Here is a 12,856-nt window from a genome sequence, read left to right as displayed (position 1 = left end):
GGCGTCAGTCCAGGCGGTCGGCGATGAACTGGGTGATCTCCTCGGGCGAGCCGGGTTTGGCGAAGAGGTAGCCCTGGCCGGTCTCGCAGCCGATGTCGGCCATCCGGCGGGCCTGGGCCAGGGTCTCCACGCCTTCGGCGGTGACCGTCAGGCCGAGGGCGTGCGCCAGGTCCACCAGGGTCGCGACGATGCGGGCGTCGACCGGGTCCGCCCGCTCCGCGTCGCGCAGGCCCTCCATGAACGAGCCCGCGATCTTCAGCTCGTGCACCGGCAGGTGGCGCAGGTAGGCCAGGTTCGAGTAGCCGGTGCCGAAGTCGTCGATGGCGATCCGCACGCCCATCTGGGACAGCGCGCGCAGCGCGTCCAGCGGCTCGTCGGCGGTGCCCATGATCGCGCTCTCGGTGAGCTCCAGCTGCAACCGCGACGGTTCCAGCCCGGTCTCGGCCAGGATCGCCGCGACGTCGCCGACCAGGTCCGGGTCCCGCGACTGCCGCACCGCGAGGTTGACGCTGACGAACGGCGCGGTGGAGCCGAACTGGTCCTGCCAGTGCTTGGCCTGGCGGCAGGCCTCGCGCAGCACCCACCGGCCCAGGGACACGATCAGCCCGGTCTCCTCGGCCAGCCCGATGAACCGGTCCGGGCCGAGCCGGCCCAGCTCCGGGTGCGCCCAGCGGACCAGGGCCTCCACCCCGACCACGTTCTCGTCGCGCAGGCCCACCAGCGGCTGGTAGTCGACGTAGAACTCCCCGCGCTCCAGCGCGGCCGGCATCTTCGCCGAGAGGTGGAACTGGGCCACCTCGGTGGCGTTGCGCTCCGGGTCGAACAGCGCCCAGCGGCCCTTGCCGTCGGACTTCGCCCAGTACAGCGTGACGTCGGCGTCGCGCATCAGCTCGGCGGCGGTCTGCCCGCTCACCGGCCGCTCGACGATGCCGATGCTGGCACCGACCGACAGCTCGTGGCCGCCGACGCGGAACGGCTCGTTGAGCGCGTCCAGCACCGTGTCGGCGACCTCGACGGCCTGGTCGGTGCCGGCCGAGCTCTGCAGCAGGATCACGAACTCGTCGCCGCCCATCCGCGCGACGAGCCGGTCGTCGCCGTGCACCACGGCGGCGAGCCGGTCGGCGACGGCGACCAGCAGGTCGTCGCCGACGTGGTGGCCGAGGCTGTCGTTGATGACCTTGAAGCCGTCCAGGTCCATGTAGCACAGCGCGACCCGGTCCTCGGGACCGTGGTCGCGCAGCACGCGGGTGAGCCGTTCCAGGAACAGCGCGCGGTTGGGCAACCGGGTCAGCGGGTCGTGCATGGCCTGGTGCCGCAACCGCTCCTGCAGCATCAGCCGGTCGGTCACGTCCTCGATCAGCGCGACCTGGTAGAGCGGCAGACCGTCCTCGTCCCGGACCAGGGACACGATCATCTCGGTCCACACCGTGCCGCCGTCGGGGCGGGAGAACTGCTTCTCCACCCGGAACTGGTCGCGTTCGCCGCGGACCAGCTCCTCGTACATCCGCCAGACGCTCTCCGGGTCGGCCGGGTGCATCATGTCGGACACCAGCATGCTGCGCAGCTCGTCGCCGGAACGGCCCATGATGCGGATCAGCGAGTCGTTGACCTCGAGGATCCGGCCGTCCATGTCGCCGATCCCGATGCCGATGGCGGCCTCGGCGAAGATGGCGCGGAACCGCGCCTCGCTGGTGCGCAGGGCTTGTTCGACCGCGTCGCGGGCGTCGAGCACGGCCTGCCGGATGGCCTCCTGCTCGTCCAGCGTCCGCTTGCGCGCGGCCTGCACGAACCCCGAGCACAGCGCGGCCTGCAGCCCGGCGACCCGGCTGCGCCACTCGGGCGTGCTCTCCAGCCGGAGCACGTCCAGCATCTCCTCGCCGATGAGCGAGACCGTGCGGGCGAGCGACTCGGCGCTGGTGAAGTGCACCGCGATGAGGTCGACCCCGACCTCGCGGGCGGGCGTGGTGTCGAACGGGTCGCTGAGCAGCGCGTCGACCAGCCGGTCGGTGTAGCCGTGCAGGCGTCCTTGGATCTCGGCGCTGGTCATGGGCACGTAGCTGGTCCCCATGAGGGCATGCGCCCAGGCCGCCGCGAAGCGGCGTCGGTCGGCTCGGTTCACCTCGGCGGTCACCTCGTGAGCGCTTGGCACCGGCGCGGTCCAGCCAGTCATGCCTGGGGCGCCCTCCACTCGTCCTCGCCCGGCCCGTTCTCGTTCGGAGCATACGACTGGATCGGTCCGGCGGTCGAACATCACGCGGCACCCGGGGCAAGCCGTCACCTCGTCCGATCAAGCCGTTCGGGGGGGCCGGCCACGAGGAGCGATCACCCTGGGCAACCACCTGTCGCCGAGCACGGTTGCCGTGATCAGTCTGTTGTTCCCGACGCTCAGCCCGGTCGAGAGGTTGTACTCCGGCTCATGTCTACCCACCTGGGGCGAGGGACCCACCCACGGCTGTCCGGATTGAGCCGATCCGGTTAAAAACTAACACAGGATCTACTCCTGACGAAAACGATTCGCAACACTTTCGGGGCAAGCCGCGTTGTCCCCCGACAACGCAACGCGATCAGAACCAGGAGGCCCCGATGAACCGTCCGGGTGGACGCAGTCGCCTGTCCAGACTCGTCTCCTTAGTATCTGCGGTCTGCGCAGGTGGCGTCTTCCTGTGCGCGCCAGCTCTGGCCAGCACTCCGGGGAAGGGATCCGCGATGAGCTCGCAGACCAGCACCGAACCGGTGACCGACACGCCGATGGGCTCCCAGATCCGCAAGCACGAGGGCGGTGACGAGCACGCCGTGCCCGAGGTGGACCCGCTGGCCACCGTGCCCGGCATGGACGTCAGCAGCCACCAGGGCAACGTGGACTGGCAGTCCTGGTGGAACCAGGGCATGAAGTTCGCCTACGTCAAGGCGACCGAGGGCACCGGCTACACGAACCCGTACTTCGCCCAGCAGTACAACGGCTCGTACGACGTGGGCATGATCCGCGGCGCCTACCACTTCGCGCTGCCGGACCGCTCGAGCGGCGCGGCGCAGGCGAACTACTTCGTGGACAACGGCGGCGGCTGGTCGAAGGACGGCAAGACCCTGCCCGGCGCGCTGGACATGGAGTACAACCCCTACGGCGACACCTGCTACGGCAAGTCCAAGAGCCAGATGACCGCCTGGATCAAGGACTTCAGCGACACCTACCACTCGCGCACCGGCCGCTGGCCCGTCATCTACACCAGCACCAGCTGGTGGAACCAGTGCGTGGACGGTGACTTCAGCTCGACCAACCCGCTGTGGGTGGCGCGCTACGCCGACTCGGTCGGCCAGCTGCCCCACAACTGGAGCGTGTGGACGATCTGGCAGTACACGTCCTCGCCGCTGGACAAGAACACCTTCAACGGCGCCTACGACCGCCTGCAGGCCCTGGCCAACGGCTGATGCCGCCAGCTCCGGCCCGCGGTGCCGCTCCCGACGGCACCGCGGGCCGGACACCCCGGGGGTCGTGAGTGCGCGGACCGGCTGGAGCCGGTCTCGCCACTCACGACCGTCCGAGCCCCGCCGCCCGGCAGAATCACGCGCATGGGTGATCGCGGGATCGGCTTGGTGGCGACGATCGTCGTCGCGGTGACGGTGCTGGTCGGCGCCACGGTCGGACTGCTGGTCCTCGACCCGCGCACCACCGGCGCCGACGCGCTGCGCACCGGCGGGCTCGCCGCGGGCTCCGTCGTCGCGCTCCACGCGCTGTGGCTCAACGACCGCCGGCGCCGCACCGAGGAACAGCGGCAGGCCGTCGAGCGCGAGCGGTACGAGCTGGAGAACCGGCGGGCCGAGCTGGACCGGGACCGCATCGCCGACGAGCGGTTCGCCCGGGCGGTCGAGCTGCTCGGGCACGAGACCGACCAGGTGCGCGTCGGCGCGCTGCACGCCCTCGCCGGGCTCGCCCGCAACCGCCCCGACCACACCCAGACCGTGCTCGACGTGCTGTGCTCCTACCTGCGCCGCCCCTTCGCGCACCCGCGCTACGGCGCCGAGCTCGACTCCCGCGCCGAGCAGGACGAGGCCGAGCGGATGCTCCAGGTCCGGCTCACCGCGCAGCGGCTGGTGGCGGACCTGCTGCCGCGCGCCGACGACGCCGACGCCCCCGCCTACGACCTGGACCTGACCGGGGCGACGCTGGAGTACTTCGACCTCTCCGACCGGAAGGTCGGCACGCTGGTCCTGCGGTACGGGAAGCTGTTCAGCGACAACAACTTCAGCCGGTGCGCGTTCCACGGTCCGGCGTGGTTCACCGCCGCGGCGGTCCGGCCCGGCCGGTTCCGGTGCGACGACGCGGTGTTCCACCAGGGCGCCTGGTTCGCCCGCGCGGAGTTCCACGGCCGCACGAGCTTCCGCCGCACCCGCTTCACCGGCCAGGCCGGGTTCGACGAGGCCCGCTTCACCGGCAGCCTGTCGGTGGAAGGCGCCGAGTTCCACGCGCAGGCCGACTTCCGCTCAGCGCGCTTCGAGCACGACGTCCACCTCGCCGGCGCGACCTTCCGCACCGACCCCCTCACCGACGGCGCGACCACCGACCCCGACCACGACGTCACCCTCCCACCCACCTGGAGGGCGTGAGCCCGCGCCGGACGGCACGACGGGCACCTCCGGTCGAACGCGTGCGGGGCACCTCCCACCGACCGGGGTGGCGGGAGGTGCCCCGTCACCGAGGACTCAGCCGAAGAGCTCGGGGAGGGTGCCCTCCCAGGCTTCGCGGAGCTCGGTCAGCGGGATGTCCGCGACGTCCTGGATGTCCAGCGAGTCCGACCCCGCGTCGGCGACACCGATCTTGTGCCACGGCAGGCCGCGGGCCGTGCACATGTCGGTGAAGCGCGTCTCCTCGGTGCGCGGGACCGCGACCAGGACCCGGCCCGCGGACTCGGAGAACAGCCAGACGAACGGGTCCGCGCCCTCCGGCAGCACCACGCGGGCACCGCACTCGCCGATCAGCGCCGTCTCCACCAGCGCCTGCGCCAGGCCGCCCTCGGACAGGTCGTGCGCTGCCGAGACCATCCCGTCACGCGACCCCGCGACCAGGATCTCCGCCAGCAGCTTCTCCCGCGCCAGGTCGACCTTCGGCGGCACCCCGCCGAGGTGGTCGTGCACCACCCGGGCCCACTCCGAACCGCCGAACTCCTCACGGGTCTCGCCGAGCAGCAGGAGCGTCTCGCCCTCCTCGCCGCCGATGCCGGTCGGGATGCGGCGGGTGACGTCGTCGATCGTGCCGAGCACGCCGACCACCGGGGTCGGCAGGATCGCCTTCTGCCCGGTCTGGTTGTAGAAGCTGACGTTGCCGCCGGTCACCGGGATGCCCAGCTCGCGGCAGCCGTCGGCCAGACCGCGCACCGCCTGCTGGAACTGCCACATCACGCCCGGGTCCTCCGGAGACCCGAAGTTCAGGCAGTTGGTGACCGCCACCGGCGTCGCACCGGTGGTCGCCACGTTGCGGTAGGCCTCGGCCAGCGCCAGCTGCGCGCCCGCGTACGGGTCGAGCCGGGTGTAGCGGGCGTTGCAGTCGGTGGAGACCGCGATGCCGCGCCCGGACTCCTCGTCGATGCGCAGCATCCCGCCGTCCGAGGGCTGCGCCAGCACGGTGTTGCCGCGCACGTAGCGGTCGTACTGGTCGGTGACCCACGCGCGGGAGCACAGGTTCGGCGAGGCCGCCATCCGCAGGACGGTCTCCCGCAGTTCGTCCGGTGTGGACGGACGGGCCAGCGTGTTCGCGCTGTCCGCGACGATCAGGTCCTGCTCGGCGGGCCGCTCGACCGGCCGCTCGTAGACCGGGCCCTCGTGCGCGACGGTGCGCGGCGGCACGTCCACCACGAGGTCGCCGTGCCAGTAGATCTCCAGGTTGTCGCCGTCGGTGACCTCACCGATGACGGTGGCGGTGACGTCCCACTTCTCGCAGACCTCGAGGAACGCGTCCACGTTGGACGGTTCCACCACGGCGCACATCCGCTCCTGCGACTCGCTGGAGAGGATCTCCGCGGGCGTCATGCCGGCGGCGCGCAGCGGCACCTGGTCCAGGTCGACCCGCATGCCGCCGTCCCCGGCCGAGGCCAGCTCGGAGGTGGCGCAGGACAGGCCCGCCCCGCCGAGGTCCTGGATGCCGACGACCAGGCCGGCGTGGAAGAGCTCCAGGCAGCACTCGATGAGCACCTTCTCGGCGAACGGGTCCCCGACCTGCACGCTCGGCAGCTTCTTGCGACCCGCGCCGCTCTCGTCGCCCTCGAAGGTCTCCGAGGCCAGCACGGACACGCCGCCGATGCCGTCCAGACCGGTGCGCGCACCGAACAGGATGATCTTGTTGCCGGTGCCGCTGGCGTGCGCCAGGTGCAGGTCGTCGACCTTCATCACGCCCACGCACATGGCGTTGACCAGCGGGTTCCCGCTGTAGCACTCGTCGAAGACGACCTCGCCGCCGATGTTCGGCAGGCCCAGGCAGTTGCCGTAGCCGCCGACGCCGGCGACCACGCCGGGCAGCACCCGCTTGGTGTCCTCGGCGTCGGCCGGGCCGAACCGCAGCGGGTCGGCCACCGCCACCGGGCGCGCGCCCATCGCCATGATGTCGCGGACGATGCCGCCGACACCGGTCGCCGCACCCTGGTAGGGCTCGACGTACGACGGGTGGTTGTGGCTCTCCAGCTTGAACGTCACCGCCCAGCCGTCGCCGATGTCGACCACGCCCGCGTTCTCGCCGATGCCCGCGAGCATCTTCTGGCGCATCTCCTCGGTGGTGGTCTCACCGAAGTACTTCAGGTGCACCTTCGACGACTTGTAGGAGCAGTGCTCGCTCCACATGACCGAGTACATGGCCAGCTCGGCGTCGGTGGGCCGACGCCCCAGGATGTCCCGGATGCGGGCGTACTCGTCGTCCTTGAGCCCCAGTTCGCGGTAGGGCTGGGCGACCTCGGGCGTGGACTTCGCGTGGTCCACGGTGTCGACGGCCAGACCGCCGGGAGCTGCGTTCACCGGGTTGTTCATGCTGCCACCAGTGCATCCAGAACGGACAGGAACATGCCGAGGCCGTCGTCGGTGGGGCCGGTCAGCGGGTCGATCGCGTGCTCGGGGTGCGGCATCATGCCCGCGACCCGACCGCGCGCGTCGGTGATGCCCGCGATGTCGCGCTGCGACCCGTTCGGGTTCTCCCCCGCGTAGCGGAACAGCACCCGGCCCTCGCCCTCGAGCTCGTCGAGCACGGCCTCGTCGGCCATGTAGTTGCCCTCGCCGTGCTTGATCGGGATCAGCAGCTCGGCACCCTCGTCGTAGCGGGTGGTCCACGCGCTGCTGGTGTTCTCCACCTTCAACCACTGGTCGCGGCAGACGTAGTGCAGGCCCGCGTTGCGGGTCAGCACGCCGGGCAGCAGCCCGGACTCGCACAGGACCTGGAAGCCGTTGCACACGCCGAGCACCGGCATGCCCTTGCCCGCGGCCTCGACCACCTCGGTCATGACCGGGGCGAACTTCGCGATCGCGCCGCAGCGCAGGTAGTCGCCGTAGGAGAAGCCGCCCGGGACGACCACCGCGTCCACGCCCTTGAGGTCGCGGTCGGCGTGCCAGAGGGCCACCGGCTCGGCACCGGCGCGACGCACCGCGCGGGCTGCGTCGACGTCATCGAGGGTGCCGGGGAAGGTGATGACGCCGATCTTCGCGCTCATGCCAGTACCGCCTCTCCGCGCTGTGCAGTGGTGGGTGCGTCCGGACCGATCTCGCGTCCCCCGGCCCCGCGTGCCCGGAGCCGGGTGGGAAGAGCGCGGGTCACGCCTCGACCCTGCGCACGGTCCAGTCTTCGATGACGGGGTTGGCCAGGAGGGTCTCGGCGATCTTGGCGAGCGTGTCGTCGTCGACGTCGTCGGCGACCTCCAGCTCGAAACGCTTCCCCTGGCGGACTTCGGTCACCCCGGTGAACCCGAGCCGCGGCAGCGCATTGGCCACCGCCTGCCCTTGCGGGTCGAGGATCTCCTGCTTCGGCATGACGTCGACAACGACTCGGGCCACGGGTGCTGCTCCCGGTTTCCGTGCAGATCCGCCGGGACCCGGCGGATGGCCAGCAGTACTGCCAAAGCGTAACTGAGCTGCGGCTTCACCCCTCCCAGCAGGGGCGGTGGGTGCGGTGTGGCTCACCACGTCCCGAGTCGCACCTGTGCCGTCGGTCACAAAAAGCGCGACCTGTCTAAACCTTTGCCCCTCCCGGCCGTCCAACGGTCGGGCACATGAGAGAGGTGCCCGGCACTGATCCGAACCACTGAGGGGAAACGCACACCGATGCGCACCATCAAGACGCTGCTGGGGGCCGCCCTGATCGCCGGGATGGCGCTGACCGCGACCGTTCCCGCCATCGCCGCACCGGAGCCGACCGACCGGGTCGCGGTCGCCGAGCAGCCGGGCTTCACCGCCGACAAGTCGCAGGTCCGGCCGGGCAACACGCTGGTCATGCGGCTCGACCACGGGCTGGAGGGGGTCAGCTGGATCTCCTCCGCGGCGTTCGTGCGCAACGGCGAGCACCCGGTGGGGGCCGACGAGGGCGTGGCCCAGATCGTCACCGACCGCGACGGCGTCGTCGAGGCCGTGGCGACCATCGCCGACGTCCCGCCGGGGGACTACACCGTGCACACCCGCGTCGGCGGCTCCGCCGGGCCGACGATGGTCATCACCGTCCTCGGCTGACCTGCTCGCCGCGGGGCGCTCCGACCGCGCCGGGAGCGCCCCGCGGTGTCCTCGGGTTCGCCCGCACCGGAGACTGATCACCGTGCCAGAGTGGGGGTGCAGCACCGGACACCGAGGAGGAACACCGTGCAGATCACCCACTTCGGACACTCGTGCGTGCTGGTCGAGACCGGTTCGGCGCGGTTGCTGATCGACCCGGGGACGTTCTCCTCGGACTTCGAGGGCCTGCGCGACCTGGACGCCGTGCTCATCACCCACCAGCACCCCGACCACCTCGACCTGGACCGGCTGCCCGCGCTGCTCGAGGCCAACCCGGGCGCCCGGCTCGTGGTCGACCCCGGTTCCGCGGGGCCGGTGGAGTCGAAGGGCCTGGAGGCGACCACCGCGCGGGCCGGGGACGCGCTCGAGCTCGGCGGCACGTCGGTCACCGTCGTCGGCGGCCGGCACGCGGTGATCCACCCGGACATCCCGGTCGTCGACAACATCGGCTACCTCGTCGAGGGCGGTGCCTTCTACCACCCCGGCGACTCGTTCTTCGTGCCCGACCAGCGGGTCGACGTGCTCGGCCTGCCCACCGGGGCGCCGTGGCTGAAGCTCTCCGAAGCGGTCGACTTCCTCCGCGCGGTGGCCCCGCGCACCGCGGTGCCGATCCACGAGGCCGTGCTGGCCCGGCCGCAGATGCACTACCGGATGTTCGAGCAGCTCAAGCCGGAGCGCACCACCGTCCACGTCCTCACCCGGGGGACCGCGGCCGAGGTCTGACGCGTCGGCGCGGGGCTCCCGGGCCCCGCGCCGCACACGCGCTCAGCGGTCGTGCTCGAACCGGTCGTCGTCCAGGTCGTACCGGTCGAGCCGGTCGTCGAACGCGTCGTCGAACGGGTCGTCGACGCCATCAGGGGCATCGTCTCGCTCCGTCTCGTTCGGAATCTCCCCCTGGACGAGGACGAGCGTCGACGCTGCGCGGGAGGCAGCCCTGGAGGTCAGGCCTCCGGGGTGGGCCAGTCGGCGAAGGAGCGGCCGGTGATCCGCTCGTAGGCCTCCACGTAGCGGTCGCGGGTCGCCGCCACCACGTCGTCCGGCAGGGGCGGCGGCGGGACGTCCGAGCCGCGGTCCCAGCCGGAGGCCGGCGAGGTCAGCCAGTTGCGCACGTACTGCTTGTCGAACGACGGCTGGACCCGGCCCGGCTGGTAGCCGTCCGCCGGCCAGTAGCGCGAGGAGTCCGGCGTGAGCACCTCGTCGCCCAGCACCAGGGAGCCGTCGGGCGCCAGGCCGAACTCGAACTTGGTGTCGGCGAGGATCACGCCCCGCTCGCGCGCGTGCTCCGCCGCCCGCCGGTAGACCCGCAGCGTCACCTCGCGCAGCTGCTCGGCGCGCTCCTGGCCGACCGTCGCGGCCACCGCCTCGAAGCTGACGTTCTCGTCGTGGTCGCCGATCTCCGCCTTGGTGGCCGGCGTGAAGATCGGCTCCGGCAGCTGCGAGGCCTCGACCAGGCCGGGCGGCAGCTCGACCCCGCACACCGCGCCGGTGCGCTGGTAGTCGGCCAGCCCGGAGCCGGTGAGGTAGCCGCGCGCGACGCACTCGACCGGCAGCATCTCCAGCCGCCGCACCAGCAGCGCGCGGCCGCGCACCTCGCCGGGGATGCGCGGGTCGTCGGCGCTGACCAGGTGGTTGGGCACCAGGTCGGCGAGCAGCTCGAACCAGTACACGCTCATCGCGGTGAGCACCCGGCCCTTGTCCGGGATCGGCGTGTCGAGCACGTGGTCGTACGCCGAGATGCGGTCGGAGGCCACCAGCAGCAGGTGGTCGTCGTCCACGGCGTGCAACTGGCGGACCTTGCCCGCGGCGATCTGGGGGTATTCGGCGAGTGCAACCACGTGCCGGATTCTCCCCCACGGGTCCCCGCGCACCCGCACACGGGCCGCTCCACGTGGCGCGGACCGCACCGGCGTGGCGCAGTGGTGGGGGCGGGCCCACCCCGGCGCACAGGAGGATCCCGTGAGCGAGACGTTCACCAGCTGGCTCCGCGAGCGCAGCGAACCCGACTGGACGGCGGTCGTCATGCACCCGTTCACCCAGGCCCTGTTCGACGGGCTGGTGCCGGTGGACGAGCTGCGCTCCTACGTGGTGCAGCAGCACCAGGTCACCGACGGAGTGCTGGCGCTGCTCGGGGCCGGGGTGGCCACCGCCGACCGCTCCGCCTCGCGGCAGGTGCTCGCGCGCCGGGCCGCGGTGGTCGCCGACGAGGAGAGCGCCTACTTCCGGCGCGCGTTCGACTCGCTCGGGGTCGGCGCGGCGGACCGGGTGCGCCCGGTGCTGGACGAGGCGACCGCCGACTTCCGGGAGCTGCTGCGGGACACCACCGAGCGCGGCGGCTACGCCGAGGTCCTGGCCGTGCTGACCGCCGCGGAGTGGTCCGCCCTGGAGTGGGCGGTGCGCGCGCCGAGCGCCCTGCCGGAGAACTTCGTGCACCGGGAGTGGATCACGCTGCACGCCGACCCGGACGTCCGCGCGTGGGTGCGCTGGCTGTGCGACGAGCTGGACCGGGTGAGCGCGGAGCTCGACGAGCGCGACCGGGCCCGCTGCCTGCGCCTGTTCCAGCAGGCCACCCGCTGCGAACGGGACCTGCTCGACGCCCACTCGGCCTGAGCGGGCGCCGCGACCTCAGAGGATGTCGGCGGGGCGGTAGGCGGCGGCCTCCGGGTGCTTCGCGGTGATCTCCTCGATCTGCCGCACCACCTCGCCGACCTGGGACGCCGCCGCGCCGGTGAAGGCGAGGCGGTCCGACAGCAGCTCGCCGAGCTGCTCGCGGGTCAGCGGCAGGCGGTCGTCGGCGGCCAGCCGGTCGAGCAGGTCGTTGCGCTCCACGCCCTGCTCGCGCATGGCCAGCGCCACGGCGACCGCGTTCTCCTTGATCGCCTCGTGCGCGGTCTCCCGGCCGACACCGGCCCGCACCGCCGCCATGAGCACCTTCGTGGTCGCCAGGAACGGCAGGTAGCGGTCCAGCTCGCGGGCCACCACCGCCGGGAAGGCGCCGAACTCGTCCAGCACCGTCAGGAACGTCTCCAGCAGACCGTCGAAGGCGAAGAACGCGTCCGGCAGCGCCACCCGGCGCACCACCGAGCAGGACACGTCGCCCTCGTTCCACTGGTCACCGGCCAGCTCGCCGGTCATCGAGACGTAGCCGCGCAGGACCACCGCGAGGCCGTTGACCCGCTCGCAGGACCGGGTGTTCATCTTGTGCGGCATCGCGCTGGAGCCGACCTGGCCGGGCTTGAAGCCCTCGGTGACCAGCTCGTGCCCGGCCATCAGCCGGATCGTGGTCGCCACGTTGGACGGCACGGCCGCCAGCTGGGCGAGCGCGGTCAGCACCTCGAAGTCCAGCGACCGCGGGTAGACCTGGCCGACGCTGGTCAGGGTCTGGCCGAAGCCGAGGTGCTCGGCCACCCGGCGCTCCAGCTCGGAGAGCTTCTCGGCGTCGCCGCCGAGCAGGTCCAGCATGTCCTGCGCGGTGCCGACCGGCCCCTTGATGCCGCGCAGCGGGTAGCGGGCGAGCAGCTCCTCCAGCCGGCGGTAGCCGACCAGCAGCTCGTCCGCGGCGGTCGCGAAGCGCTTGCCGAGGGTGGTGGCCTGGGCGGCGACGTTGTGCGAGCGCCCGGCCATGACCAGCTCGGCGTGCTCGGCGGCGAGCTGCCCCAGCCGCGCCAGGACGGCCACCGTGCGGTCGCGCACCAGCTCCAGGCTGCGGCGGACCTGCAGCTGCTCGACGTTCTCGGTGAGGTCCCGCGAGGTCATGCCCTTGTGGATCTGCTCGTGACCGGCGAGGGCGTTGAACTCCTCGATGCGGGCCTTGACGTCGTGGCGGGTGACCCGCTCGCGGGCGGCGATGGAGTCCAGGTCCACCTGCTCCAGCACCCGCTCGTAGTCGGCCAGCGCCGACTCCGGGACCTCGATGCCGAGGTCGGCCTGGGCGCGCAGCACCGCCAGCCACAGCTTGCGCTCGAGCACGATCTTGTGCTGCGGCGACCACAGCTCGACCAGCTCGGGCGAGGCGTAGCGGGCGGCGAGGACGTTCGGGATGCTGGGCTTGACCGTCACGAACAGCCAGGGTACCGGCGTGCATCCCCCGTTCGGCCCACCGCCCGCCGGGTGCGGGGCCCGGTCGGGG

Annotated in this window: 11 protein-coding genes; 5 read left to right on the top strand and 6 right to left on the bottom strand. The window is 72.0% G+C overall.

Annotated elements, in window-relative coordinates; genetic code table 11:
* Positions 1–4: 4 nt before the first annotated feature.
* A complete protein-coding gene (locus HNR68_RS04435) occupies positions 5–2,119 on the bottom strand; it encodes a putative bifunctional diguanylate cyclase/phosphodiesterase (RefSeq protein WP_343049934.1) in 2,115 nt (704 codons plus the stop codon).
* 587 nt (positions 2,120–2,706) lie between these two features.
* On the opposite strand from HNR68_RS04435, the gene HNR68_RS04430 reads away from it, so the two are divergent.
* The gene (locus HNR68_RS04430) at positions 2,707–3,426 is read left to right on the top strand and encodes a lysozyme (RefSeq protein ID WP_246330386.1); all 720 of its coding nucleotides are present in this window, start codon (positions 2,707–2,709) and stop codon (positions 3,424–3,426) included.
* Between the two features lie 141 nt (positions 3,427–3,567).
* On the top strand, positions 3,568–4,602 hold the full coding sequence (locus HNR68_RS04425) for a pentapeptide repeat-containing protein (protein ID WP_179717885.1): 1,035 nt from the start codon (positions 3,568–3,570) through the stop codon (positions 4,600–4,602).
* A 96-nt stretch (positions 4,603–4,698) separates the two neighbouring features.
* On the opposite strand, the gene purL is transcribed toward HNR68_RS04425, so the two are convergent.
* The 3 genes from purL to purS all read right to left on the bottom strand — a co-directional run bounded on the left by purL (position 4,699) and on the right by purS (position 8,022).
* The gene (purL, locus tag HNR68_RS04420) at positions 4,699–7,008 is read right to left on the bottom strand and encodes a phosphoribosylformylglycinamidine synthase subunit PurL (protein WP_179717883.1); all 2,310 of its coding nucleotides are present in this window, start codon (positions 7,006–7,008) and stop codon (positions 4,699–4,701) included.
* Complete coding sequence (gene purQ / locus HNR68_RS04415) at positions 7,005–7,682, bottom strand: phosphoribosylformylglycinamidine synthase subunit PurQ (protein WP_179717881.1); 678 nt, start codon at positions 7,680–7,682, stop codon at positions 7,005–7,007. The genes purL and purQ overlap by 4 nt, the downstream gene beginning before the upstream one ends.
* 100 nt (positions 7,683–7,782) lie before the next feature.
* The gene (gene purS / locus HNR68_RS04410; protein ID WP_179717879.1) at positions 7,783–8,022 is read right to left on the bottom strand and encodes a phosphoribosylformylglycinamidine synthase subunit PurS; all 240 of its coding nucleotides are present in this window, start codon (positions 8,020–8,022) and stop codon (positions 7,783–7,785) included.
* Positions 8,023–8,289: 267 nt separating this feature from the next.
* Here purS and HNR68_RS04405 point away from each other — a divergent pair, with 267 nt between their 5' ends.
* Entirely contained in the window at positions 8,290–8,691 is a 402-nt protein-coding gene (locus tag HNR68_RS04405) for a hypothetical protein (protein WP_179717877.1), read from the top strand.
* A gap of 126 nt (positions 8,692–8,817) precedes the next feature.
* Positions 8,818–9,453 carry an MBL fold metallo-hydrolase gene (locus tag HNR68_RS04400; protein WP_179717875.1) on the top strand — a complete coding sequence of 212 codons (636 nt, stop codon included), beginning with the start codon at positions 8,818–8,820 and terminating at the stop codon, positions 9,451–9,453.
* 218 nt (positions 9,454–9,671) lie between these two features.
* Here the strand turns inward: HNR68_RS04400 and HNR68_RS04395 are convergent, their stop codons facing one another.
* Positions 9,672–10,565 carry a phosphoribosylaminoimidazolesuccinocarboxamide synthase gene (locus HNR68_RS04395; RefSeq protein WP_179717873.1) on the bottom strand — a complete coding sequence of 298 codons (894 nt, stop codon included), beginning with the start codon at positions 10,563–10,565 and terminating at the stop codon, positions 9,672–9,674.
* 121 nt (positions 10,566–10,686) lie between these two features.
* On the opposite strand from HNR68_RS04395, the gene HNR68_RS04390 reads away from it, so the two are divergent.
* Positions 10,687–11,337 (top strand): TenA family protein, encoded by a 651-nt coding sequence (locus HNR68_RS04390; protein WP_343049933.1) that lies wholly within the window; start codon positions 10,687–10,689, stop codon positions 11,335–11,337.
* A gap of 15 nt (positions 11,338–11,352) precedes the next feature.
* On the opposite strand, the gene purB is transcribed toward HNR68_RS04390, so the two are convergent.
* The gene (gene purB / locus HNR68_RS04385) at positions 11,353–12,786 is read right to left on the bottom strand and encodes an adenylosuccinate lyase (RefSeq protein WP_179717869.1); all 1,434 of its coding nucleotides are present in this window, start codon (positions 12,784–12,786) and stop codon (positions 11,353–11,355) included.
* Positions 12,787–12,856: the final 70 nt, after the last annotated feature.

The organism is Saccharopolyspora hordei (genome assembly GCF_013410345.1).
Taxonomy (GTDB): Bacteria; Actinomycetota; Actinomycetes; order Mycobacteriales; family Pseudonocardiaceae; genus Saccharopolyspora; species Saccharopolyspora hordei.
Note: the sequence above shows the minus strand (reverse complement) of the source record. Positions and strands in the feature narration are given on the sequence as shown.